This is a genomic window from Tenacibaculum insulae (genome assembly GCF_964512435.1).
Lineage (GTDB): Bacteria > Bacteroidota > Bacteroidia > Flavobacteriales > Flavobacteriaceae > Polaribacter > Polaribacter insulae_A.
In genome coordinates, this window is record NZ_OZ208512.1 from 592,865 (window position 1) to 617,460 (window position 24,596).

Below are 24,596 nucleotides of genomic sequence, written 5' to 3' on the forward strand. Positions count from 1 at the left end.
GTCTAATACACTAATTAATTGTACTTCTATGACTATAAATCGTATAAAAGTAGTTTTAGCTGAAAAAAATAAAAAGAATAAATGGTTAGCTCAAGAACTTGGTAAAAGTCAATCTACCATTTCAAATTGGTGTACGAATGAAAGTCAACCATCTTTAGAAACACTACAAGAAGTTGCTAATGTTTTAAATGTTGATATTAGAGAATTATTAATACCTACAAAATAAATGTCAAAAATTCCTTTCAGAGTATCTGCCAGAGCAGGAAAATTATTAGGTAGAGAAAACTTCTCTAACCCTGAGGGTGCTATTATAGAATTAGTAAAAAACTCTTATGATGCGGATGCTAAAGTTTGTTTTGTTTTTTTTGATATTCCTTTAAAAGATATTGAAGATGAAGATGGTAATATAAAATCGGTTCCTAGTTTAAAAGAAGGGTCTATATATATTATAGATAATGGAGATGGTATGACTGCTGATACAATTACTAATCATTGGATGCAAATCGGTACAGGTAATAAAGAGAAAAATTTTATAACTAAAGAAAAAAGGATTAAAACGGGAGCTAAAGGGATAGGTAGGTTTGCTCTTGACAGGCTAGGTTATAAGACTGAAATGTCTACGGTTGCAAAAGAAAAGGAACAATACCATGGCCATAATTGGATTATGGATTGGAATCAATTTGACAATGCAGATAAAGCAATTTCTCAAATTGAAGCTGAGCTATACCCTAATGAAATAAATTTAAAAAAAAACATCAATGCTATAGCTCCTAAAAGTAAGAGTATAAGTGAACTGCTAGAAAAGAATGATTTTAAGAGAGGAACTGTTTTAAAAATATCTAATCTTAAAGATGAGTGGTATGAAGAAGATATTGATAATGTATTTAAAAGTTTAGAAGCATTAATACCACCTAGAGAATTAAACATCCCTTTTCAAGTATATTTTAAGCATTTTCAACAATTATCAAAATATGGTTATGTTGAAACCGCTTTTTTTAATGACTTTGATTATAAATTAAAAGCTTCATATAACGCAAGTACACTTAACGTAGATTTTGAGATAACTAGGAATGAGTTAGACTTAAAAGTCTTGAAAAATAAGTTTAAGGAAATTTATTCTCAACTAAAAGAACCATTTAACATTGATTTTCTAGAAAAGAAAACATTTAAATATAGTAAGGATATAGATAAAGTTCTTAAATGGAAAATTGATTCGAGTAATAAAAAACTATTAGAGGAAGTAGGTTCTTTTGATTTAACTTTTTATTATTTAAAGTTTTTAAATTCTGTAAAAGAAGGTTACCCTTACAAAAGAATTAACTCTTCAGAGAGACGTGCTGTTCTTGACAAGTTTGGTGGAGTAAAAGTGTATAGAGATTCTTTTAGGGTGCGTCCTTATGGAGACCCAACAAATGATTGGTTGAAATTAGGAGCTAGAGTAGCTCAAAGTCCTGCTGGTGCTGGTCAAAGAATAGGAGATTGGAGAGTAAGACCAGAGCAAACAGCTGGAATTATTACTATTTCTAGAAAAACTAACCCATTATTAATAGACAAGTCTGATAGAGGTGCATTACAAGAAAATAATGCGTTTCAAACTTTTAAAGCTATCATCGTAGGTATAATACATGAGTTTGAATTAGATAGAACTAAAGTTTTAAATCCATTATATAAGCACTTTAAGCAAGTAAAGAGAGAAAAACGGGATGCAGAGATTGAAAAAAGAGCTGTAGAAATAGCTAATAAAATAGTAGAAGATAGAAAAAAAATAGAAAACTCTGTTTATGGTAATAAACCTAAAAATGATTTATTTCACTTAAAGAGAGAAGAAGAAGAAAGGAAAAAGTTCGAGGAAACCATTTCGGAATCATTAAGGAAAATAAAAGAGGATAAAGAGCAATTGTTCAATGAAGAGTTAGTTCAAGTGAGAGCTTTAGCAAGTTTAGGTTTGATTGTATCTTCTTTTGCTCACGAGTTACATGAACTTAAAAATAATTCAGTAGTCATTAAATATCTTAAGTCAATATATGAAAGAATTATTCCGGATGATATAAAATTAACAGATGAGTATTCTGATGGTATAGAATATTTGGATATAATTCAAAATGATAGAAGTAAAATAATACACTGGATACAATATTCTTTAAATTCAATTAAAAAAGATAAAAGGAAAAGAAAGCAAATATTATTTTCAAAATTTTTGAAAACTTTAAAGAGTGATTGGTCTAAATTATTAAACGATCGTAATATTCGTTTTTCTATCAATGATAAAACTGAAGGGCAAAAATATAATTTTCGTGGTTTTGAAATGGATTTGAATACCATTTTTGGAAACTTGTTGAATAATTCGATTGACTCTTTTAAACAGTTACAAGAAATAAGAGATAAGAACATTGAATTAAATGTTTGTCTCACGAAAAATAATATAGAGTTTATATATACGGATGATGGTGTAGGGTTATCTGAAGTTTTCGAAAATACCGATGATATGTTTTTACCTTTTACAACATCGAAGAAAAACAGAAAAGGAGAAGATATTGGTACAGGTTTAGGTATGTATTTAGCAAAGAACACTATAGATGACTATAATGGTTCGATAGAGGTATTAAAAGTTGAAAAGGGATTTTGTATTAAAATAATATTACCAATAAGAAAGTAAACTAATCATGAAATATAAATATAGGGTAGGTTATGTAGATGAAGATTCTACACAAGTGAAAATTTTTACAACAGCTCTTAAAGAGCATAACATTGAGGTAGTTGGATATGATATTCAACAAGGTATGTTAGAAGATGAAATATTAGACCTAGTTTATGATTCTAGTATTGATTTAGTAATGTTTGATTATTATTTAAAAGATAAAGGCATACTGACGTTTAATGGAGATGAACTTGAGCGTAGATTTAGAGAAATTAAACCTCGTTTTCCTATTATAATTTTTACAAGTAATGAAAATGATGCTTTTGATGATGTAGATGATCCTAATATCATTTACAATAAAGATATGGTTTTAGAAGAGGGAAAAGTAGAAAGGTTTGTTCAAATGCTTTCTAAAAATGTTGAAAATTATAGAACATATATAGATAAACGTAAGGTATTAATAAGTAGTTTATTATTAAAAGGGGAAGAGAAAGGTTTGAATGCATCTGAAAAAGATACACTTTTAAGTACCCAATTAGAACTAGGTGCTTTAGATAAAAAGTCAAAAAAAGAAATTCCATTACAACTTTTATCTGAAGAGAAATTAAATGAAATTTCAAAAATTAAAAAAGATGCAGAACAATTTTTACAATCATTGATTAATAAGAAAAAATGAATGTAAGAGATAAATTACCTAAAAGAAGGAATGAACCAACTAAAAATCCAAGTAAAGGAAAATGGTCACAACATAAACCAGACTTAAGAATTGATTTTAATGAACATTGTGGTTATTGTGGCTCTTATGATGGCTTTAGACATACATGGTTTGAAGTAGATCATTTTATTCCAAAATCTTTTTTTGAGCCTTTAGGGAATATGACAACGGAACATTATACTAACCTTGTTTATTCTTGTAAGTTTTGTAATAACATAAAGTCGGATAAATGGCCAACAAATAGCGAAGATATATTTAATGAAAATGAAGAGGGCTTTGTAGATCCTTGTGATATTGATTTTGATAATCATTTTTATCGTACTGATGATGGAGCAATAATGTGGTCATCAGATTTAGGTAAATGGATGTTTACAAAAGCTTTTAAATTTGATGAAAGAGTAAATTCGATTAAGATTTTATGGAACTTGAATCAAATTAGAAAAGTTTTAGATGCTCTAGTGGAATTATTAAAACAAGAGGTTGAAGAGTCAGATGCATATAATAATATTAAGTTAAAAGCGCAAGAATACAGTTTTCAATATTATCTTTACCACAAAGAATTGATTGATTTTTATAATGAATAAGAAGAATTTAGGATCATATTACACTCCAATACGTTTGGCAAATTTCATAGCAGATTATTGTCTTGAAAATTTTGATCAAGATGTTATTTCTATATTAGAGCCTAGTGTTGGTGATGGTAATTTTGCTGCTGCAATTTCTAATAATAATCAATTAGATAGATTTCAAAACATTAATCTTACCTTAGTTGAAAGAGAGTTAAATGAATTAAACAAAGCTATTGATAGATGTAATCCAACTGTTAATCTCAATTCCATTCACAGTGACTATTTAGATTTTCATAATTCAGATGACAACTTATATTCCCTAATCATTGGAAACCCGCCTTATGTAAAAAGTTCACTACTTACTGATGAACAAAAAGACTTATGCAAATCCATTCATATTGATAGCGGATTAAAAGATAAAAAGATAAATAATATATGGACATCATTTTTAGTAAGTGCTATTCAAAAAATAGAAAATAATGGTGTTATCGCTTTTGTTCTTCCTTTAGAATTACTTCAGGTGAAATTTTCAGAAGAAATAAGAGATTTACTGAAATCAAGTTTTGATAGACTTGAAGTATTTATGTTTGATGAATTACAATTTCAAGAATGTAAAGGACAGGATACTGTTTTAATAGTGGGTTATAATCAACATCAAGAGCAAGGTACTTATTATACAACTATAAAAAATATTGAAGAACTAGAGAATAGAAGTTTTAATTTAATGCAAAATGTTTCTGTTTCTGAATCAAATACCAAATGGACTCATCATTTCTTATCACCAGACGAACATCAATTTTTAGAAAATTTAAAATCTCAACTAAATTTAACAACTAAATACGTAGAAAATAAGGCAGGTATAGTTACTGCTGCCAATGATTATTTCATTGTAAATGATGAGGTTGTTACTAAAAACAGATTAAGAAGTTATTCTAAACCTATTGTTCAAAAAGGGTTTTACGTAAATGGCTCTGTAACATTTGAAAATGAAGATTTTCAGAAGCTTGTAGAAGAAAATAAACCTGCTTACCTCTTGGATTTTAATAAAGCAAATCCAAGTAAGCTATCAAATAATATAGTAAATTATTTAAAAATAGGAACCGATAGAGAATTGGAAACTAGGTTTAAATGTCGTCAAAGAAAACATTGGTATCAAGTTCCAAATATTGCAAAACAATCAGAAGCTTTTTTCTTTAAAAGAGCTCACGAATATCCAAAATTATTAAAAAACAATGCAGCAGCTTATGTAACTGATAGTGCCTATATGGTTGAACCAAAAGATGGCTATCTAATTGAAAATATAATATTCTCATTTTATAATTCTTTAACACTTGCATTTGCAGAATTAGAAGGTCGTTATTATGGTGGTGGTGTATTAGAAATAACTCCAAATGAATTTAGAGCTTTGCCATTGCCTTATGCGTTTGTAAATAACTTTGAAGTTTACAAACAGAATTTTAAGAATAAACTAAATATTGCAGAAATCCTCTCAAAGTACAATACTGAAATATTAAATTCTGCACTTGATTTAAATTCAGAAGAAATTGATAAAATTGAAGGTATTAGAAGGAAGTTGGTTTCTAGAAGACAGAAAAACAATAAAATTGTGTAAAATAAAAATTTACAATAGGTAATTAATCTAAACAAATCCCCACAAACTAAAACCCAGTTTTTTCGTACCTCAAAATCCTCTGTCTTTTAGTTTGTTCCCCTCGCCATTCCTTTATAGCGTTTAAATTGCCTCACTTATGCAGCACATTACAGCTTGTTTCATTCGTGCCTCATTACACAACTGCAAAGAGCTACACATTGCCAAAAGCTAATAATTTAAACGCTATCCCAAGCTATATTTACATAATGCGCAGTTATACTGCTCTTCCGTGAAAAACTCCAGGCACTATAACGCCATTATGTAAAATAGCCACACATCCAACGCACATATAGATTATTAATAATATTATTTAGATTTTTAAATAACATTCCATCTTTGCTGCATTGTTTTTATAAGTGCTTGTTTGTAATTTAAATTAACATTGATAAAATTATAAAGCACCTATAAAATCAAAAAAAGCCAATAAGAGTATAACTTTTTATTTGAAAAAATAAGGATAGTTGGTTTCACTAAAAGTAAATGCTATTAACAATCAAATAAACTTATATATTTCAATAATCTAACTCATAAGTAATATTTTCAAAACATTCACTTTTAACAAAACCAATCAAAAAAACAGTACAATCAAATAAAAAGCAATACACTTATTCTCGCTGCTGCCCACGCACTAGGTATTTTAACTTTATTATAATTCCTTACCTCATTCAACTGCACAAAACCATCGTTAAGTCCAAGTATTCCTTATCTCAAATCTTTGTTTGTTTCATTTCTTTAAGTAATCAAAAAAAATCCAGATAAAACCTATCTTTTTAGATATAATAAAGGATAAAAAGAAAAACAAAAAAAGACAGCAAAACAAATGGTTCCCTTAATGTTGCAATACTTTCAGCGTCTGTTTCATTCAAGAAAAAATGTATTTGTATAAAATTTTGTCTTTTAAAAGCCTCCGCTTTTAGCCTATAAAGGTCAAGCCCTTCGGGTTTTGAAAAAAATCTCCACCAACTAACAGCTTAATACTTAAAATTCAACATTCAGTAGTTGGTAGTATTTTTTTCAAAAACCTTGATAGTCTATCCTCCCCATTTAGAAACAGCTTTCTTTTTGTTGTTTTTCTTTCCAAAATTTTATGGGCAAAAAAACAGCAAAAGAACCTGAACCTAAAAATGGATACTTATGCAAATTTTTGAAATCAAAACCCACAAAATTGGACGAACTTACTCAAACCCACATTTTTTTATTTTGAATAAAGGATTAAATTCTGGAAAGCCATTAGACAAACCTTGTCCAAACTGCTTTGTAATTTCCACAACTTCTACAACAAATAGAGAGTCTTTGTATTATCTGTGTTTATCCTTAAAAGTTGGTCAATACTTTGGGTGCTATTTAAAAGGCTCTGTCATTCCATTTATTGGTATTTCAGACGTAAAAAAAGTAATCACTACTGCACTGCAGAACTATGAAGAACAACAATGGCAATTGAAAGTTGAAAAACTCAAAAAAATAACTGCTTTCGAAGAAAACTTACAACAACAATTGTTAACTATTTCAAAACTAAAAATAGCCTTACTAAGATCTTAACAAATTAAACTATGAAAATAATTATAGCTGGGAGCAGAAACTTCACCAACTACCAAAAATTAAAACACGAATGTGATAAATTTCTGGACAAACAAAAAAATATCGAAATTATTTCTGGAGCTCATTACAAAGGTGCTGACAAATTAGGAGAGAAATACGCGTCTGAAAAAAACATCAACATTATAAAATTTCCGGCTGATTGGATAAAATATGGTAAAGCTGCTGGACCAAAAAGAAATAAACAAATGGCAATATATGCAGACGCATTAATTGCTTTTTGGGATGGAAAAAGTAAAGGAACAAAAAACATAATTCAACTTGCTAAACAAAGACAATTAAAAACTAGAATAATTCTCTTTGAAAACGAAATTCTAAATATCAATCAATAAAAACAAAAGAATACCCAGTACTAAAACTAGGTATTCTTTTTTTGCTTTCTAAAAAACAACCACTTTAATAATGTAGAAACAGAAAAACTAACAATTGCTCCAATAACAGCCATAATAACAGTAAAAAGTATATCGTCTAAACTAATAGTAAAAACTGTAGAGAGTAATGTTCCCCCAACAACACCTGACTTTATTTGAATATCGTTCTGAAACATATTTTTAGTCATCCTTTTTTTCATTAGAAACTACAGCTTGACTAACAGCAGTTGCAACAGTTCCTGCAACTGTCATATAAGTAGCAATTGTTATTATTGTTGCAGGAATACTTATTGGAGCTGCAATAATTGCACCTCCTGCAGTGGCTAAGGCTATACCAATGTTTCTTAACACTCGAAAGAATTTCGGTGTTGGTTTTTTATAACGTTCTATAATTTTCATAATTCTGTGATTTAATGATTAATACAATTTTTTCTTTTCGGTCTTTAGCTTGATACACTAATGACAATAATTTCTGCATAGCATTTCTGGAATATACACCTCTACCAATACCATTTAAATAGGTTACAGGAGCAATACAGCCCTCTAAATCTCTTTTAACATCATTTGCAGGATGAAATAAAATAAAGCTTCTACCTTTCACATTTTTCAAAATCAAATGATATTGAAATCGTTTTGAAAATCTTGGTAGAATTTCATATTGCCCTTCTGGTATACAAGAGATATTTCTTTTGTTATTTCTCCAGGGCAATTCAATGGTATGACAAAGGAATTTATCAGAATTAAAGAGAGTACCATTAGTACCCTCTTTAAAATATGCTCTTTGAAGTATTAACTCCATTGTTAAGGTTTATCAATAATCGTTACAGATAATGCGTTATAAGTACCATTTTTCAAAGAATACATTTGTCCATTTACCTCTTGGTAGAACTCTACTCCTAAAACCTGTACTACTGGTAATGTAGAATTAGCAGTTATAGAAGCTGTTAATGCAATTGCAGCTGTATCTGCAACTGTGTAAGGTAAAATTGCAGTTTCATCATTTTCAAAAGTTGAGGTTTCATTTACGAAATCTAATTCTGATGCTCCCATTACAATTTTAAAATGTGTCGTTCCTGCAGGAGCTGCAATTCTAACTGTTGGTGAAAAAGCAGCTAAATTTAAAGTTGTATCTCCAGAAACTCTATCAAAAGCTTTAACAAACGGAGCAAACAGAGTTGCTCCTAACTTTCCTTTCAAATTAAATTCAAACGCTTCTAAAAGGTTTAAATTACCATCCTGTAAAGTTCTCTGTCCTCTTTCATTAACAATATCGGTTTTAGTAACGGCTACTAAAATTTTTGTTAAACGAGAAACCACTCTTTTGTCTTTTGCATTTTGTAAAAGCACACGAATCGCATTTCGCAATACTTTTCCACCTTTACCTGCTCTACCAAATTCAGAACCATTTTCTCGCGTTCTTTGAAACGCTGGGTCATTTTGAATTCTACTTTTGTCTACACCACCTTTTTCACGAGCAAGATGTCCATCGCTTGTTTTGTAAAAAGAAATACCTCCGATAGTTCCTTTTAGCTTAATAATTCCAGTTTGTTTTGCCATAATTTTTACTTTTTTTTGTGATTAACATTTCAAATCACGTAACTTTATGGCAGTCAATAAAAAAACGAAATCCGTTTTTGGATGTTCGTTCCGATAACTCCAAAAACGTCATTAAAATATTGATAACACGAAAGTGTTCACAACATTTTAACAACGCATTATCAACATCATCATAAAAATATTAAGTCTGTTTTAAGTATTGATAAAGTATAGATAGAGTATTATGAATCAGAAAAGAGCTTGTATATACCCAAAAGACATTCAGCGCATCACAGGGCGTAGTGAACGTTATGGACGCAAGTTATTAAATGATATCAAGAACTTTTTAGACAAAGAACCTCATCAATTTGTTACTATCAATGATTTTTCAGAATATTCTGGAATAGAAATTGAAATCATTAATCTGTATATTAATTAGTTATAAAATCACTTCCATAAATCATAAAATTTGCGTAAATTTATGTTGCTTTGTATGTATAAGGTTTTTATATTTTTACCTCTTTTGTATAAAGCAATTCAAAACGAAAGTTCATATCATTAAAGTTACCTATTCGGTTACCTCAAAAAGGAAACAACTTGTAACTAATTGATAATTAAAGACATTAGAGTGGTAGTTACAATCCTGCCACCCCGACTAAAAAGACTTAAGATTTTTCTTAAGTCTTTTTTTATACTTTATTAACTCATTATTCCTCTTTTAAAAATCTCCTTTTTGATTTAAAATTACGAATGTTTTATTTTGCCTGAATAACCTCTTTTCCAATTGAAGATAAATTTGTTAGTCTGAGTTAAATTCTAGAATAATTTTGTGTTGATAATACTAATTTTGGTATTAAAAAATTATTCTTGATACTATCGAAAATCAATAAAATTGACACTTTTTTCTAGAAACAATTCCAAATGCACAACAAGTCTCAATAGTGCTATTTTAAGGTAAAACTTTACAGTTTTTCTCTCTTCTAAAAATTTAAATCTTATTTTAAGTATTCTACTTTACTAAATACGACTCATATTCCGCTTGTTATAAACGAATTATAACTTCAAGAAAAAAACAATAAAAAATATTAATTTTAATCAATCTAAATAAAAACAATATCTATATTTGCAGCATTATTTAAATTTAATCCAAATAAGCTTTGAAACTTTTTTCTATAATTACAATTTTTCTTTTTACCAGTTTAAACTGCCTGAGTAAAACATCAAATGACAATACTTTAATGTCTTTATCGGGTAAAATTAGTTACAAAAATGGTACCCCAGTAGAACTAGCCTTGGTTTATATTGAAAAAATAAATAAAACTGTTTATACAGATGAGAATGGAAATTTTATTTTTTCTGAAATTCCGCAAGGAAAATATGGTGTTTTTATAAAAGCTTTTGGCGCAAACGGAATTACAATAAAAGTAGATTTAACAAAAAAATCTGACCATATAACCATTGTATTAGAAAACAATGAAGATATTACCTTAGATGATGTTACTATTGTTAGTAAATCAAAAGGTAAATTAATTAAGAAAAAAGGGTTTTCTGTCGATGTTGTAAATACTCAAAAACTTGCTTCGCAAAGTTTACAGGCTACCGAAATATTAAACAGAACTTCTGGTGTTAAGATTAGACAAAGTGGTGGATTAGGTTCGCATACACATTTTAACCTTAACGGACTTAGCGGTAATTCTGTTCGTGTTTTTATTGATGGAATTCCACTGCGTAATTATGGCGAATCTTTTTCAATATCTAGCATTCCGCCTGCAATGATTGAACGTATTGAAACCTACAAAGGTGTTTTGCCTGCCGAATTAACTGAAGATGCTTTGGGTGGTGGTATAAACATTGTTCTTAAAAAAAATATTGGTACACACCTTAGTGCATCATATTCTTTTGGCTCTTTTAATACACATCAAGCAAATGTAGATGCTGGATACAGAAATCCTACCACAAATTTTACAATCGATTTTTCTGCCTTTACAAATAGTACAGACAATAACTATAAGGTTTGGGGAGACAATGTATATGTTGTTAACCCAAGCACAGGAAAAGTAAAATATGTAAAAGCTGAACGTTTTCATGACAGCTATAAATCAAAAGGAATAAAAACAAATATTGGTTACACTTCTAAAAAATGGGCCGATGAAATTACATTGGGTGTAATGGTATCTGATATAAAAAATGACATACAAACAGGCCCCGTGATGGATATCGTGTATGGTAATAGAAAAAGCGAACGAAATAGTAAAATGCTTTCCTTTAAATACCGTAAAAAAAACATCATAACTAATGGCTTATCTCTTAACACCTTCTCTTCTTTTTCGCACACAAATCGTACTGTAATTGATACGGTACCTTATATGTATAATTGGTTGAGTGAAATTATAAAAGACAATAATGGAAACCCTATTAATTGGCAAAGTAACGGTGGAGAAGCTGGTGACGCAACACTTGCTAAAAACAAAGAAGTAAATATTGCCAACAGAACAGGTTTGTATTACCAATTACATCCGCAACATAAAGTAGGGCTACATTATTTTTACAACAGGTTTACTAGAGATATTGATGACCCTATGCGACCGCAAGCCGAAAGAGATTTAACCGATACAAGATATCTTACCAAACAAATAATTAGTTACTCTTATGAAAGCAATTACTTTGCTAAAAAACTAAAAACAAATCTGTTTTTTAAACACTATAAACAACACGTAAAACTATCTGACCCTAAAAGAAACGGAAATACGATTGTTGCCTTAGATTACGAAAAAAGCATCAGTCATAATGGTTACGGAGCTGCGATTTCTTACGCTATATCTCCTAAAATAACACTATTAACATCTGCCGAAAAAGCTTTACGAATGCCTGGTATATCAGAACTATTAGGTAATACAAGCGAAAACATTCAGCCTACATACACTCTTTTACCAGAAACTAGCAACAACTACAATCTTGGTTTTATTTTAGGAAGTTATGCCGTAAATAAACACCGTTTTAATTTAGAAACAAACTTTTTTATAAGAGATATAAAAAATATGATTACAAGAGGAATTAGCGGTAGTATTTCTGATACTTACGGTTTTGAAAATTTAGGAAAAATTAAAAGTACAGGATATGATGTTGAACTAAAATACAATTATGATAGACGTTTATTTATAACCTCTAATTTTTCAAATTTTAATGCTCGTTATAATTTAAGATACGATGAATTTGGATCGGAATATATTTACTATAAAGATCGGTTAAGAAATGCTCCCTATTTAACCGCTAACACTTATATCGAATATAAATTTAACAATTTTATAAAAAAAGACGCAAAACTATCTATCAATTACAATTTTGGTTACACACATCAATTTTATAGAAACTGGGAAAGTTTAGCCAGTAAAGGAAAAGCATACATACCTACACAAAAACTGCACGATATCGGTTTATCGTACACCACACCAAATAATAAAGCAATAGTAAGCTTTAATGCAAAAAACATTACCGATCAACAAATTTTTGATAACTGGGCGATGCAAAAACCAGGTCGCGCTTTTTATCTAAAACTAACATACAAACCTATTTTTTAAAACTTTAAATCTAATTATATTATAAAATTACTATCATGAAAACAAATTTTTTATCAATAAGTAAAGCGCTGTTGCTAACAGCAACGATGGCAAGCACATTATTTATAAGTTGCGATTCTAATGACGATATCGAAGATAAACTTCCTACAGGAAACCAAGAGTTTTACAATGTAGCCTTCGGTGTAGGATCTACAGGAAACTCAGCTACTTTTGTTCAATCTTTTCCTGATTTAAAAGAAGGTGCAATTTCTTTTAAAGGTAAAGGTTTTGAAGTTCCTTCTGTACGAACTGCCCGAATTTACGGTTCTCCTTCAGGAAAATTTTTATACAACCTAAGTTATGGAGGCGGAATGCTGTATAAATATGAAATAAACGGAGCTTCTGATTATACTTTACTTGAAGAAACCAATGTTCAAATTGCTATGGGAACTGCATATCCTAGATGGAAAGTTCTTAATGAAGATGATGCTTTAGTGCACACCATAACTACAGAAAAAATGTATACTGATGATGTATATACTCACACTGAAGCTAAAGCGATATTACAAAGAATTGATTTAACCAACTTAGCTTTGGCCGAAAACGCAAAAGTTGCCATACCAGAAACAGCTGATAATTTACATATCTGGAGAATAGACAATCCTACAATTCAAGGTGGTAAAGCTTATTATGGTGTTGCTAAAAGAGGTTACGACCCAAATACGGATGAAAATGTGAGAACAGATGATTATAAAGCAACTACATTAGTAGTAGATTATCCTTCATTAAAAAATCCTGTTTTATTAGAATCAGAAGTAGCAAAAGGTTCTACTTATGGTTACAGAGCTCCTGTATATCATGTAGATGAAAAAGGAGATATTTATCACTTAACCTCTAACCCTGCAAAGTTAGTACGCATTAAAAATGGTGTTTACGACAATTCTTATCAGTTAGATTTATCTGCAGCTTTAGGTATGCCACAAGTTGGTGCTAACGGATGGTATTATGTAGGTAACGGTATTGCTTACGCTCCTTACTACGATGCATCTGTAGGTAGTGGTAGCGACCAAGCTACACCTTGGGGAGTTACACGAATTGATTTATACAACAAAACTGCTGTAAAATTAAACGTGCCTGCTAATTTATGGATGTGGTATTATCAATCGGGTGTTTTAGGAAAAGATGGTAAATTTCACATGGCAATTGCTCCACTTGGTGCAAAAGGAAATATTTATAGTTTTGACCCTAAAAGTACTTCTGCGGATGGATTTACAAAAGGTGCTGAACTTGATAATGGTGCAGATTCATTTTATATCGGAGTTTATTAATTAATATATTTAACAACTATAAAAAGGCTTAAGATTTTTCTTAAGCCTTTTTTGTTTTATCAATCAAAACACTTTTATCCTCTACTATATTTTATGTAAATTCGTATTTATGGAATTACTTTTTTTAGGCTTAATAGGCGGAGCAATTATTTCTTATTTTATTTTTCAAAAATTTTCTTTAGCTAATAAAAAAAGCTTAACAGAAAAACAGTCTGTTATTTTACTAGATAAAATTAAAAAAGTATCTAAATTAATTACGGTTGAAGGTGAGTTTGCTGAAATTTATCATCATGAAAATACCAAAGAAAAATTTCTCGGATTATTTTCAAGCAAAAAAAAAGCAATTATCTTAATTAATGCCAAAGTGCATATTGGTTTTGATTTTAGAAAAATTAAAATGCACACCGATACTAAAAATAAAGCGCTAGTTTTATCTGAGTTTCCACAACCAGAAGTTTTTTCGGTAGAACCCAATTTGCGATTTTATGATATAAAAAACGGATTGTTAAATAAGTTTTCATCAGAAGATTTAACTGAGGTTAACAAAGAAGCTAAAGAACATATTTTACAAAAAATACCTGAAAGCAACTTAATGCAAACTGCCAACAAAGAAGCTTTAGAAGCTATTTCTTTGATGGAAAACCTAGTAGAAACCATTGGCTGGAAACTAGATTTTTCTACTTTAGAACTACCCAAGTCAAATCAGAAAAAGTTAAACTCATGAACGTAGAACAACTTAGAAATTATTGCATTACCAAAAAAGGAGTTACAGAGCATTTTCCTTTTGATGATGTTACACTTGTTTTTAAGGTGATGAACAAAATGTTTGCTTTAAGCGGATTAGATGCTTGGGAAAAAGGCGAAGCAAAAATCAACTTAAAATGTAATCCCGAGCGCGCTTTAAAATTAAGAGCCGAATTTGAAAGCATTAATCCTGGGTGGCACATGAATAAAAAACATTGGAATACCGTTACTTTAAACAACGATGTTTCTGATAAATTTGCCTTTGAATTAATAGACCATTCGTATGATTTAATTGTAAGCGGGCTTACAAAAAAATTACGCGAAGAATTAAAAGCTATGTAAAATGTTAAAAGCAGATCTAAGAAAACAATACAAAGAAAAAAGAAATGCATTAACTAATACTGAAAAAGAAAAGCTTCAAAAAAACATCTATCAGCAAATTTTTAGTTTAAATTTTAAAGACATTAATAATGTGCATTTATTTTTATCGATGCGAAAATTTAATGAGATAGATACACAACCAATTATTGATTTTTTTATTGCAAATGGCAAAAAAATAATTGTAAGTCGTTGTAATTTTAAAGATGATTCTCTTTCTCATTTTTACTTTGATAAAAACACCGAAATTTTAGTAAATAAATTCGGAGTTCCAGAACCAATAAATGCAGAAGAAGTTGCTGTTACAAAAATTGATTTAGTTTTTGTGCCGTTATTAGTTTCAGATAAAAAAAATTACCGTGTTGGTTACGGAAAAGGATTTTACGATCGTTTTTTAGCTGCCTGTAAAAAAGACTGTAAAACTATTGGACTTAACTTTTTTAGTCCGATTGATAAAATTACAGACACTCATCAATTTGATGTTCCTTTAGATAGAATTATTGTTCCAAACTAAAAAAATCTCGCTGTTCTGCGAGATTTTTTATATCAATATTTTTTTTTAAAAAACTATCCGTTCATAGAAATTAAAAACTCATCATTATTTTTAGATGTTCTAATTCTATCATTAATAAACGTCATTGCTTCAACAGGATTCATATCTGCTAAATATTTACGCAACACCCACATACGTTGAACTGTTTTATCATCTAATAATAAATCATCACGACGTGTACTTGATTTAATTAAATCAATTGCTGGATAAATTCTACGGTTAGAAATATTACGATCTAACTGTAATTCCATATTACCTGTACCTTTAAACTCCTCAAAAATAACCTCATCCATTTTGGAACCAGTTTCGGTAAGTGCCGTGGCAATAATGGTTAACGAACCTCCGTTTTCAATATTACGAGCCGCCCCAAAAAAACGTTTTGGTTTGTGTAATGCATTGGCATCAATACCTCCTGATAATATTTTACCAGAAGCTGGCGCCACTGTATTATAAGCTCTTGCCAAACGTGTAATTGAATCTAATAAAATAACTACATCGTGCCCACACTCTACCAAACGTTTTGCTTTTTCTAAAACGATATTTGCAACACGAACATGCTTATCTGCAGGCTCATCAAAAGTAGAAGCAACAACTTCTCCACGAACATTACGTTTCATATCGGTAACCTCTTCAGGTCTTTCATCAATTAATAAAACTAATTGATATACTTCTGGGTGATTTGCTGCAATAGCGTTGGCAACATCCTTTAACAACATGGTTTTACCCGTTTTTGGCTGTGCTACAATCATACCACGCTGCCCTTTACCTATTGGAGAAAATAGATCGATAATTCTTGTTGATAATGAACTTCCTCTTTCTGCTAAATTAAATTTCTCTTCAGAAAACAACGGAGTTAAATGCTCAAAAGACACACGGTCTCTAACTATATTCGGACTTAATCCGTTTATTTTTGATACTCTAATTAAAGGAAAATATTTTTCTCCTTCTTTTGGCGGGCGAACATTTCCTAAAACAGTATCTCCTGTTTTTAAACCAAATAATTTTATTTGCGATTGCGATACATAAATATCATCTGGTGATGATAAATAATTATAATCTGACGAACGTAAAAAACCGTATCCGTCAGGCATCATTTCTAATACACCCTCGCTTTCAATAATTCCATCAAACTCAAAATCAGGATCTCTATATTTATTACCACTTTTATGGCGTGGTTTATTTGTATTTTGATTTTTATGTTGTGGCTGTTTACTGTTTTTTTGATTTTTATGCTGCGGCTGCTTGTTGTTATTACTGTTACTAGCCTGTTGAGTTTGTTGTGCTTTTTTAGCCGCTTCAACCTCTTTTCTTGGCCTAGGAACATTCTTTTTAACCTCAACTTGCTGTTGTTTTACTTCAACAGCTTGCTTTTTTTCAGCGGCTGGTTGTTTTTTAACTTCAACCTTCTTTTCTTCAACTTTTTTAACAACAACTGGTTTTTTATCTTTAGCTAAAACCGCAGTTTTTTCAACAACTTTTTGTTGAGGTTGCTTTTTAGTTTCTTCAGCCTTTTCTATTCTTTTTCTTTTCGGTTTTTCAACCTTTGGCTTAGCTTCATTAGCACTAGCTTCGGCCTGTGCATCTAAAATTTTATATACTAAATCTAACTTTTTTAACTGACTTACTTTTTTTAAACCTATTTCTTTTGCAATAGCTTGTAAGTCTATTAATTTTTTAGTTTTTAATTCCGAAATCTCGAACATTCTTAAAATGATTAAGTTATACAATCCTTTAAGAGAAAGGATTAAATTGTATTTAAGTTTTATTTTTGATTGCTATTATATAGGAGCTATATAATTATTGTTTGTGCAGTTTCTTATTACGACAAATATATACAAATAATTTAACTTGTAATATTTCTTTTTAAAAAAAGAAATATTACATTTGCTACCCAATAAAAAACATGATACAAAGAAAACAATCAATATATTTAATAATTGCAGGAATTATCTCTGCTGGTTTAACTTTTGTTTTTAGTCTTTGGACTAACACAGAAGCGAAAACAACTACTTATGTTATTGATTTATTTTCTGGAGCTTCTATTTTACAAAAAATCGCTCCGGTATTATTTTATACTTCAGCTTTAGTATCAATTGTAACCATATTTTTATTTAAAAATCGTCAGTTGCAATTTGTATTAGGGCGTTTAAACATATTGATAAACCTTTTTTTATTAGGCGTATTGATATATCTGTCGCAAACATTATCTGGAGAGGCTTCGGTTTCTGAGAAAGGTATTGGGATGTTTTTTCCTGTTATTGTTATTTTGCTGTTAGTTTTAGCAAATAAAGCCATTAAAAAGGATGAAGATCTTGTAAAATCTGTTGATAGATTACGATAAACCTAACATCTTAGTATATTTTAGTGCGAAAAAACCGAGATTTATATCTCGGTTTTCTATTTTTGTTACTTACCTACTTAACCCTTTTTTAGCTTAAAATGTTAAAGAAATGTTAACAAAAATAGGGTTAACCCTAACCCGATTAGGGTTAACCCTAACTTTCAATTAGGGTTATTGGGTATTGCGCACATTATTTTTATGCTATAGATTTGTAAACACAACAACTAATGAATCAAAAAATAAAAGTTCATATAGCCGATGACCATAAAATTTTAATTGATGGAGTTATCGCCTTATTAAATACAGAAGAAGACTTTGAAATAGAAGGTTTTTCTTTAACAGGAAAACAAGTTATAGACTGGTCTTCAAAAAATAAAGCTGATGTTTTAGTTTTAGACATTAACATGCCAGAAATGGATGGAATAGAAGTTTTAAAAGCATTTAAAAAACGAAATGTTGATATTAAAACCATTATCCTTTCTAGCTTAAGCGACCCAAAACTAGTACAAGAAATGGTACGATTAGGAGCTGATGGATTTGTTGATAAAAGCTCTGCTAACGTTCATATTATTAACGCTATAAAAAGTGTTTATAATGGATTACAATATTTTAGTGACGATGTTAAAAGCAATTTGCTAGAATTATATGTTACAGAGGCTAAAGTTATAGAAAACGAACTAAATAGATCAGATTTATCTGAAAGAGAAATAGAAGTATTAAAATTAATAGCTTCTGAAAAAAGTTCTACTGAAATAGCAGAATATTTAATAGTAAGCCTTAAAACGGTTGAGACATATCGTAAAAGTTTATATAAAAAATTAAAAGTAAAAAATGTAGTAGGTTTAGCGATGTACGCTGTGAAAAATAATATAGTATAGAAAACCCTTCAAATAATTTTCTTTAATCCCCCGTAATAAAGAAAACTTCCCCCGCAGTCTATACATTATTAACTTGCATCGCTAACATCTACTAATAAAACAAAAAACATACTTAGTTTAAAATTTATTAACAACCCTTAAATAATCAAATTATGAATAAATTAGCGCCTTTTTTTATAGCCCTTACCATTGTTTTTACTTCTTGCTCATCAAACGAAAACGAAGACATTAGTAACATTCAAGATAGTTTATTGCAATCTTATACTCTTAAAAGAGATGCAAATGGAGCTTATTCTATTGATTTTAATACCACCGAAAATACAGACGTAAATACTGTTAAAAATATAGATAAATCGACCGAAATTATTTTATCTGAAGCAAATCATAAAACAGCTAGTAAACACAGTAATGATTTTACTATTGAAAACGATGAATTAAAAATTGGTTTTTTAGAAGCAAACGAAGGTAAACGCACACAAATATCTGTTGAAGATGAAAACATTACCTTTGCTAAAGGAGGCATCACAGAGTTTTTGAATTCTTATAGCATTACAAAAAATGAAGATGGTACTTTTTTACTTAACTTTAAAGTAAATAACGACGTAACTACTGACTTTATTTATAATGAAGACATAGCTACTTATGAAGTACATTTATCTAGTGGAGCAGCAAAACAAAAAGATTTTTCACGAACTATTACGGCTTCTGATAATGGTTTGTTAAAAATAGATTTTATAAACAATAAGTTGTCTAAGAAAGACACTTCCATTGCACTTCCTAGAAAACCTAGAATAGTTATTGAAAATGGAGAATCAATTATTTAATGGGTATTAAAAAAAATAAATACTTCTATTTATTTATTATATGTAATATATTAAATTTATACAAAATACAAGCTTTTCAACTTGAAAGAGAAACAAACTTAACGTTTTCCAAAAACAAGAAAACTGACTCTATATCTAAAGAAAAGTACAACAAATTGTATAAAAATTACAAGGAAAAAGAATATCTAGTAACATTAAAAGAAGCACTTAATGAGTACAACAATTCAAAATCAAATGAAAGCAAATATTTATTTTCTTCATTAATTGCTGATATTTATAATAAAACTAATAATTATCAAAAGTCCCTAAAATACTATAAAAAATCTCTATTTCACCTTGAATTAAACAACATTTATAACGATGTCGAAACCAGTAAAATTCACTTAAGAATTGGTAGTGCTTTTCAAAAATTATCATTAATAGATAGTGCTTTTTTTTATTATCAAAAGATTGAAGAAAACGAAAATACAAATGATAAAATTCTAAATTACAAAGCTATAACTTACACAAATTTATCGGGAATCTATGAGCATGACTCTGTTTTTGATAAAGCCAAAAATTACGCATTAAAAGCTATTAATATTCATAAATCAAGAAATAATAAAACAAATCAGGCTAACTCACTTAATAGTCTTGGAAATATTTATTTATCACAAAAAAAATACAAAAAAGCAAAAAACACATACTTAAAAGGCATCGATTTAATAAAAAACGACAACAGCCCTAACTCTGTTAGGTTTAAAGCTAATTTATACTACAATTTAGCTTGGACCATGAGGAATTTAAAAGACTATAAAGCTTATGACTATCAAGAATTATCATACGAAATAGAAGATAATCAAAGAGAAAAGGAAGTTAGACGAATAATTGAAGAGGTTACCGCACAACACAAAGAAAATTTAGAACAACAAAAAATAGATTTAATAACCGCTAAAAAAGAACTTATTGAAGCTCAAGAAAGTAAAACTAGTTTATTATTCGCTGCATTAAGTTTACTTATTATTATTATTTCTGGCGCAATTGTTTACAACTACAAACTACGTCAAAAAAACCTACAATTAAAACTTTCTGAAAACAACTTAAAACAACAGCAAAGCATAGACAAAATTAAATCAGACGCGCAAACAAAAATTTTAAATGCCACAATAGATGGTAAAGAATCTGAGAGAAAACAAATTGCAGAAACATTACACGACAATGTAAGTGCCTTATTATCATCTGCAAACATGCACTTAAGCGCTACAAAAAAACAATTTAATGGCAATACTCCTTTAGAAATTGAAAAAACACAAGCCATTATACTCGAAGCTTCTCAAAAAGTTAGAGACTTGTCTCATAACTTAATTTCTTCCATTTTATTAAAATTTGGTTTAGAATACGCATTAAAAGATATTGCAAAAAAATATTCTAATAGTCAATTACGATTTGAAGTATCTGCAAAAAACATCAATAGATACAATCAAGAATTTGAAATTAGAGTTTTTAATATTATTCAAGAACTTGCTAATAATATTTTAAAACACAGTAAAGCTAATTATGCGCAAATAATTATAAAACAAGAGAAAAATCAACTAACTGTTCTTGTTAATGATGATGGGGTAGGTTTTTCTACCTCGTCTTCTTCTCTTAAAAATAGCGGTATCGGCTTAAATCAAATAGCAGCAAGAATTAAAATGATGAACGGAAAACTTACCATTAATTCAAAAGAAAATAAAGGCACTCAAATTTCTATAATTATTCCTATTCAGCAGCAAAAAACCTTTTCACTTTCATCGGTTAGCTAATTCAATAACTTCCATATTTGTTATTTCACCATTACTTAGCTCAAAACGAAGCATAGTTCTTACTTTATGAAATCCGTGTTTACCTGCAGCTCCAGGATTTAAATGTAACAATTTAAATTTTTCATCATACTGCACTTTTAAAATATGAGAATGCCCACTAATAAAAATCTTAGGTGCATTTTTTTTCAACGCTTCTTTAACTCTTGGCTTATACGCATTTGGGTAGCCACCAATATGAGTTATCCAAACAGCAACACCCTCTACAACAAACTTATTATCTAACTTAAACTCTGCTCTTGCACTAGCATCGTCAATATTACCGTAAACAGCCCGTAAAGGTTTGTGTTTTTTAAGAGTATCTGTAACTTGTAAATCGCCAATGTCGCCAGCATGCCAAACCTCATCGGCTTGTTTTACAAATTTTAATATTTGATCATCAATAAAACTATGCGTATCAGAAAGTAAAAGTATTTTTTTCATCAATACAAAATTAATAAAATACTGCTTCAAAAATGTATCTGAAAATCTTCCTTTTTAAAACAAACAAAAAAGAAGATGATTTATTTATCAAAATAGCTAAAAAACTCAATCTAATATTTCATAATTTAGCGTTTTAAATTTCGTTGTTTTTGAGGTATTTTATTGAGTTAGCTTACAAAGGAAAAAAGTATCATGGTTGGCAAATACAACCTGATGCAATTTCTGTACAAGAAAAAATTAACATTGCCATTAGTACTATTTTACAAGAAAAAATAAGTATTACCGGTGCTGGAAGAACAGATACTGGCGTACACGCTTCGCAAATGTTTGCTCATTTTGATACTGATATTATTTTACCTGAAGGTTTTGCTTTTAGGTTAAATGCTATTTTACCTGATGATATTGTAATATTAAACACTACATTGGTTCATGATACAGCGCATGCTCGTTTTGATGCCAGCAGCAGAAGTTACGAGTATAAAATTTGGATGGGCAGAAATCCGTTTTTATTAGACACCTCTTGGCAACTATACAATCAAAAATTAAATATTGATTTAATGAACCAAGCTGCTGCTATTTTATATGATTATGAAGATTTTGAGTGTTTCTCTAAAGTAAAAACTGGAGTACACACTTTTAACTGCGATGTTACCAATGCTTTATGGATTTTAAAAGGCAATGAATTAACATTTTACATTAGCGCAAATCGGTTTTTAAGAAATATGGTAAGAGCCATTGTTGGTACTTTAATTGATATTGGAAGCGGTAAAACAACCATTGATGATTTTAAAAAAATTATAGAAAGTAAAAACAGAAGTAACGCAGGAACCTCGGTACCAGCAAAAGGATTATTTTTAACAAAAGTAGTATACGACTATATATAGTGAGTAAAACAACAGGAAAAGCATTTGATATTAAAATTTTTGTAAGACTTATGAGTTTTGCAAAAAAATACCGTACACGATTTATTATAGCCGCAGCATCAACCATACTTTTAGCTGCATTTGCCGTATTAAGTCCTGTTATTTTAATGAGAGCTATTGATGATTTTGTTACCCACAAAGACCCAATAAGACTATTATATTACACCATAGCAATGCTTGTTGTTTTATTAATACAAGTATTATTTCAATTTAGTTTTATATACAATGCCAATTGGGTAGGCCAACATATTATTAGAGATATTAGAGCCAAGACGTTTAGAAAAATAATATCTTTTAAAATGAGTTATTTTGATAATTCATCCGTAGGTAAATTAGTAACACGAGTAGTTTCTGATATTGAAACTATTGCTAATTTTTTTACACAAGGTGTTTTTATGATTATAAGTGATGTTTTAAAAATGATTATCGTAATAATTGTAATGCTTTATACCAATTGGAAACTTGCCATTATTGCACTGGTAACTTTACCTATTTTAATTTATGCTACAAAAATATTTCAGATAGCCATAAAATCAACCTTTCAAGATGTTCGCAATCAAGTAGCAAACCTAAATGGCTTTGTACAAGAAAGAGTAACAGGAATGAAAATTGTACAGCTTTTTAATCGTGAGAAAATAGAATATCAAAATTTTGTCGACATCAATCAAAAACACAAAAAAGCACATGTAAAAACTGTTTGGTATTATTCCATCTTTTTTCCTATTGCCGAAATTCTTTCATCAATAGCCATCGGATTAATTGTTTGGTTTGGTGGATTGCAGGTTATTGGCGGACAAGCAACAAATATTGCCGTGATTATCGCTTTTATACAAATGGCTCAAATGTTATTTAGGCCGCTTCGTCAAATTGCCGATAAATTTAATCAACTACAAATGGGAATTGTAGCTGGCGAACGCGTTTTTAATGTAATAGACACCGAAAGTTCTATTACTCAAAATGGTACTATTACAGCTGATGCCTTGCTAGGAAACATCAATTTTAAAGATGTTCGATTTAGTTATATAAAAGGCGAAGAAGTTTTAAAAGGAGTTACTTTTGATGTTAAAAAAGGAGAAACCGTTGCGATTGTTGGTGCAACTGGTGCTGGAAAATCAACCATCATCAACCTAATAAATCGTTTTTACGAAATAGACAGCGGTACTATTTGCTTAGACAACATAGCTGTTGAGGATTATGAAATAAACGCTTTACGTAAAAAAGTTTCGGTGGTTTTACAGGATGTTTTCTTATTTTCTGACACTATTTTTAATAATATTTCTTTAAAAAACGAACATATTTCTCTTGATGAAGTTAAAAAAGCTGCCAAAAAAATTGGCGTTCACGAATTTATCATGAGTTTACCCAACAATTACTTTTATAATGTTAAAGAACGCGGTGCGATGATTTCTTCTGGGCAACGTCAATTAATTGCTTTTTTACGTGCTTATGTTAGTAATCCTAGTATTTTAATTTTAGACGAAGCTACTTCATCAGTAGATACTCACTCTGAACAGATGATTCAACACGCTACGGATGAAATTACTAAAAACCGAACTTCAATCGTAATTGCTCACCGATTGGCAACCATTAAAAAAGCAGATACCATTATTGTAATGGATAAAGGCGAAATTGTTGAACAAGGAAATCATAATGATTTATTAAAAAAAGAAGCAGGATATTATAAAAACTTATACGAAAAACAATTTAGCACCGAAATTACTTCTTAATTA

General features: G+C 29.6%; 24 protein-coding genes. 18 read left to right on the forward strand and 6 right to left on the reverse strand.

All coding sequences use genetic code 11. The annotated features are described in order from the left end of the window. The first annotated feature begins 28 nt into the window (after window positions 1–28). The 7 genes from ACN5J5_RS02665 (at window position 29) to ACN5J5_RS02695 (ending at window position 7,501) form a co-directional block, all read left to right on the forward strand. Window positions 29–226 (forward strand): helix-turn-helix transcriptional regulator, encoded by a 198-nt coding sequence (locus ACN5J5_RS02665; RefSeq protein ID WP_418645788.1) that lies wholly within the window; start codon window positions 29–31, stop codon window positions 224–226. After that, on the forward strand, window positions 227–2,656 hold the full coding sequence (locus ACN5J5_RS02670; RefSeq protein WP_418645789.1) for an ATP-binding protein: 2,430 nt from the start codon (window positions 227–229) through the stop codon (window positions 2,654–2,656). 7 nt (window positions 2,657–2,663) lie between these two features. Next, entirely contained in the window at window positions 2,664–3,314 is a 651-nt protein-coding gene (locus tag ACN5J5_RS02675; protein WP_418645790.1) for a hypothetical protein, read from the forward strand. Then, on the forward strand, window positions 3,311–3,937 hold the full coding sequence (locus ACN5J5_RS02680; RefSeq protein ID WP_418645791.1) for an HNH endonuclease: 627 nt from the start codon (window positions 3,311–3,313) through the stop codon (window positions 3,935–3,937). The genes ACN5J5_RS02675 and ACN5J5_RS02680 overlap by 4 nt, the downstream gene beginning before the upstream one ends. Beyond that, window positions 3,930–5,534 (forward strand): Eco57I restriction-modification methylase domain-containing protein, encoded by a 1,605-nt coding sequence (locus ACN5J5_RS02685; RefSeq protein ID WP_418645792.1) that lies wholly within the window; start codon window positions 3,930–3,932, stop codon window positions 5,532–5,534. The genes ACN5J5_RS02680 and ACN5J5_RS02685 overlap by 8 nt, the downstream gene beginning before the upstream one ends. Window positions 5,535–6,707: 1,173 nt before the next feature. Then, the gene (locus ACN5J5_RS02690; RefSeq protein ID WP_068704647.1) at window positions 6,708–7,112 is read left to right on the forward strand and encodes a DUF6943 family protein; all 405 of its coding nucleotides are present in this window, start codon (window positions 6,708–6,710) and stop codon (window positions 7,110–7,112) included. An 11-nt stretch (window positions 7,113–7,123) separates the two neighbouring features. Beyond that, window positions 7,124–7,501: a DUF2493 domain-containing protein gene (locus ACN5J5_RS02695; protein WP_068704649.1), complete on the forward strand. Its 378-nt coding sequence runs from the start codon at window positions 7,124–7,126 to the stop codon at window positions 7,499–7,501. 26 nt (window positions 7,502–7,527) lie between these two features. On the opposite strand, the gene ACN5J5_RS02700 is transcribed toward ACN5J5_RS02695, so the two are convergent. The 4 genes from ACN5J5_RS02700 to ACN5J5_RS02715 are packed head-to-tail and all read right to left on the reverse strand — an operon-like array spanning window position 7,528 to window position 9,097. Continuing rightward, window positions 7,528–7,716 (reverse strand): hypothetical protein, encoded by a 189-nt coding sequence (locus tag ACN5J5_RS02700; RefSeq protein WP_068704837.1) that lies wholly within the window; start codon window positions 7,714–7,716, stop codon window positions 7,528–7,530. 4 nt (window positions 7,717–7,720) lie between these two features. Continuing rightward, complete coding sequence (locus ACN5J5_RS02705) at window positions 7,721–7,939, reverse strand: hypothetical protein (protein ID WP_068704652.1); 219 nt, start codon at window positions 7,937–7,939, stop codon at window positions 7,721–7,723. Beyond that, a complete protein-coding gene (locus tag ACN5J5_RS02710) occupies window positions 7,917–8,339 on the reverse strand; it encodes a DUF5675 family protein (RefSeq protein ID WP_068704654.1) in 423 nt (140 codons plus the stop codon). The genes ACN5J5_RS02705 and ACN5J5_RS02710 overlap by 23 nt, the downstream gene beginning before the upstream one ends. Before the next feature lie 2 nt (window positions 8,340–8,341). Next, the gene (locus tag ACN5J5_RS02715) at window positions 8,342–9,097 is read right to left on the reverse strand and encodes a hypothetical protein (protein ID WP_068704656.1); all 756 of its coding nucleotides are present in this window, start codon (window positions 9,095–9,097) and stop codon (window positions 8,342–8,344) included. A gap of 1,217 nt (window positions 9,098–10,314) precedes the next feature. On the opposite strand from ACN5J5_RS02715, the gene ACN5J5_RS02720 reads away from it, so the two are divergent. The 5 genes from ACN5J5_RS02720 to ACN5J5_RS02740 all read left to right on the forward strand — a co-directional run bounded on the left by ACN5J5_RS02720 (window position 10,315) and on the right by ACN5J5_RS02740 (window position 15,597). Next, window positions 10,315–12,654, forward strand: a complete 2,340-nt coding sequence (locus ACN5J5_RS02720; protein ID WP_418645793.1) for a TonB-dependent receptor — start codon at window positions 10,315–10,317, stop codon at window positions 12,652–12,654. A gap of 35 nt (window positions 12,655–12,689) precedes the next feature. Then, entirely contained in the window at window positions 12,690–13,961 is a 1,272-nt protein-coding gene (locus tag ACN5J5_RS02725) for a hypothetical protein (protein WP_418645794.1), read from the forward strand. A 109-nt stretch (window positions 13,962–14,070) separates the two neighbouring features. Then, on the forward strand, window positions 14,071–14,685 hold the full coding sequence (locus ACN5J5_RS02730; protein WP_418645795.1) for a DUF4230 domain-containing protein: 615 nt from the start codon (window positions 14,071–14,073) through the stop codon (window positions 14,683–14,685). Beyond that, window positions 14,682–15,047: an MmcQ/YjbR family DNA-binding protein gene (locus tag ACN5J5_RS02735; RefSeq protein ID WP_418645796.1), complete on the forward strand. Its 366-nt coding sequence runs from the start codon at window positions 14,682–14,684 to the stop codon at window positions 15,045–15,047. The genes ACN5J5_RS02730 and ACN5J5_RS02735 overlap by 4 nt, the downstream gene beginning before the upstream one ends. A 1-nt stretch (window position 15,048) precedes the next feature. Further along, window positions 15,049–15,597 carry a 5-formyltetrahydrofolate cyclo-ligase gene (locus ACN5J5_RS02740; RefSeq protein WP_418645797.1) on the forward strand — a complete coding sequence of 183 codons (549 nt, stop codon included), beginning with the start codon at window positions 15,049–15,051 and terminating at the stop codon, window positions 15,595–15,597. A gap of 53 nt (window positions 15,598–15,650) precedes the next feature. Here ACN5J5_RS02740 and rho read toward each other — a convergent pair whose 3' ends face one another. Then, window positions 15,651–17,339, reverse strand: coding sequence for a transcription termination factor Rho (gene rho, locus ACN5J5_RS02745; protein WP_418645798.1), 1,689 nt, complete (start codon window positions 17,337–17,339; stop codon window positions 15,651–15,653). Between the two features lie 200 nt (window positions 17,340–17,539). Between rho and ACN5J5_RS02750 the strand changes: the two genes are divergently transcribed. From ACN5J5_RS02750 to ACN5J5_RS02765, 4 genes are all read left to right on the forward strand, one after another. After that, window positions 17,540–17,977 carry a DUF4293 domain-containing protein gene (locus ACN5J5_RS02750; protein ID WP_418645799.1) on the forward strand — a complete coding sequence of 146 codons (438 nt, stop codon included), beginning with the start codon at window positions 17,540–17,542 and terminating at the stop codon, window positions 17,975–17,977. A gap of 227 nt (window positions 17,978–18,204) precedes the next feature. Next, a complete protein-coding gene (locus ACN5J5_RS02755; RefSeq protein WP_418645800.1) occupies window positions 18,205–18,855 on the forward strand; it encodes a response regulator in 651 nt (216 codons plus the stop codon). Between the two features lie 152 nt (window positions 18,856–19,007). Next, entirely contained in the window at window positions 19,008–19,679 is a 672-nt protein-coding gene (locus ACN5J5_RS02760) for a hypothetical protein (RefSeq protein ID WP_418645801.1), read from the forward strand. Window positions 19,680–19,834: 155 nt separating this feature from the next. After that, on the forward strand, window positions 19,835–21,463 hold the full coding sequence (locus ACN5J5_RS02765; RefSeq protein ID WP_418645802.1) for a tetratricopeptide repeat-containing sensor histidine kinase: 1,629 nt from the start codon (window positions 19,835–19,837) through the stop codon (window positions 21,461–21,463). Here the strand turns inward: ACN5J5_RS02765 and ACN5J5_RS02770 are convergent. Then, a complete protein-coding gene (locus ACN5J5_RS02770; protein WP_418645803.1) occupies window positions 21,449–21,943 on the reverse strand; it encodes a metallophosphoesterase family protein in 495 nt (164 codons plus the stop codon). The genes ACN5J5_RS02765 and ACN5J5_RS02770 overlap by 15 nt on opposite strands. Before the next feature lie 149 nt (window positions 21,944–22,092). Between ACN5J5_RS02770 and truA the strand changes: the two genes are divergently transcribed. Both truA and ACN5J5_RS02780 read left to right on the forward strand, forming a co-directional pair. Further along, window positions 22,093–22,827, forward strand: coding sequence for a tRNA pseudouridine(38-40) synthase TruA (truA, locus tag ACN5J5_RS02775; RefSeq protein ID WP_418645804.1), 735 nt, complete (start codon window positions 22,093–22,095; stop codon window positions 22,825–22,827). 50 nt (window positions 22,828–22,877) lie between these two features. Next, a complete protein-coding gene (locus tag ACN5J5_RS02780; protein WP_418645805.1) occupies window positions 22,878–24,593 on the forward strand; it encodes an ABC transporter ATP-binding protein in 1,716 nt (571 codons plus the stop codon). Window positions 24,594–24,596: the final 3 nt, after the last annotated feature.

Coding starts and splice junctions, on each gene's coding strand:
- ACN5J5_RS02665 (WP_418645788.1), top strand. CDS start 29: ATGACTATAAATCGTATAAAAGTAGTTTTAGCTGAAAAAAATAAAAAG.
- ACN5J5_RS02670 (WP_418645789.1), top strand. CDS start 227: ATGTCAAAAATTCCTTTCAGAGTATCTGCCAGAGCAGGAAAATTATTA.
- ACN5J5_RS02675 (WP_418645790.1), top strand. CDS start 2,664: ATGAAATATAAATATAGGGTAGGTTATGTAGATGAAGATTCTACACAA.
- ACN5J5_RS02680 (WP_418645791.1), top strand. CDS start 3,311: ATGAATGTAAGAGATAAATTACCTAAAAGAAGGAATGAACCAACTAAA.
- ACN5J5_RS02685 (WP_418645792.1), top strand. CDS start 3,930: ATGAATAAGAAGAATTTAGGATCATATTACACTCCAATACGTTTGGCA.
- ACN5J5_RS02690 (WP_068704647.1), top strand. CDS start 6,708: ATGCAAATTTTTGAAATCAAAACCCACAAAATTGGACGAACTTACTCA.
- ACN5J5_RS02695 (WP_068704649.1), top strand. CDS start 7,124: ATGAAAATAATTATAGCTGGGAGCAGAAACTTCACCAACTACCAAAAA.
- ACN5J5_RS02700 (WP_068704837.1), bottom strand. CDS start 7,716: ATGTTTCAGAACGATATTCAAATAAAGTCAGGTGTTGTTGGGGGAACA.
- ACN5J5_RS02705 (WP_068704652.1), bottom strand. CDS start 7,939: ATGAAAATTATAGAACGTTATAAAAAACCAACACCGAAATTCTTTCGA.
- ACN5J5_RS02710 (WP_068704654.1), bottom strand. CDS start 8,339: ATGGAGTTAATACTTCAAAGAGCATATTTTAAAGAGGGTACTAATGGT.
- ACN5J5_RS02715 (WP_068704656.1), bottom strand. CDS start 9,097: ATGGCAAAACAAACTGGAATTATTAAGCTAAAAGGAACTATCGGAGGT.
- ACN5J5_RS02720 (WP_418645793.1), top strand. CDS start 10,315: ATGTCTTTATCGGGTAAAATTAGTTACAAAAATGGTACCCCAGTAGAA.
- ACN5J5_RS02725 (WP_418645794.1), top strand. CDS start 12,690: ATGAAAACAAATTTTTTATCAATAAGTAAAGCGCTGTTGCTAACAGCA.
- ACN5J5_RS02730 (WP_418645795.1), top strand. CDS start 14,071: ATGGAATTACTTTTTTTAGGCTTAATAGGCGGAGCAATTATTTCTTAT.
- ACN5J5_RS02735 (WP_418645796.1), top strand. CDS start 14,682: ATGAACGTAGAACAACTTAGAAATTATTGCATTACCAAAAAAGGAGTT.
- ACN5J5_RS02740 (WP_418645797.1), top strand. CDS start 15,049: ATGTTAAAAGCAGATCTAAGAAAACAATACAAAGAAAAAAGAAATGCA.
- rho (WP_418645798.1), bottom strand. CDS start 17,339: ATGTTCGAGATTTCGGAATTAAAAACTAAAAAATTAATAGACTTACAA.
- ACN5J5_RS02750 (WP_418645799.1), top strand. CDS start 17,540: ATGATACAAAGAAAACAATCAATATATTTAATAATTGCAGGAATTATC.
- ACN5J5_RS02755 (WP_418645800.1), top strand. CDS start 18,205: ATGAATCAAAAAATAAAAGTTCATATAGCCGATGACCATAAAATTTTA.
- ACN5J5_RS02760 (WP_418645801.1), top strand. CDS start 19,008: ATGAATAAATTAGCGCCTTTTTTTATAGCCCTTACCATTGTTTTTACT.
- ACN5J5_RS02770 (WP_418645803.1), bottom strand. CDS start 21,943: ATGAAAAAAATACTTTTACTTTCTGATACGCATAGTTTTATTGATGAT.
- ACN5J5_RS02780 (WP_418645805.1), top strand. CDS start 22,878: ATGAGTTTTGCAAAAAAATACCGTACACGATTTATTATAGCCGCAGCA.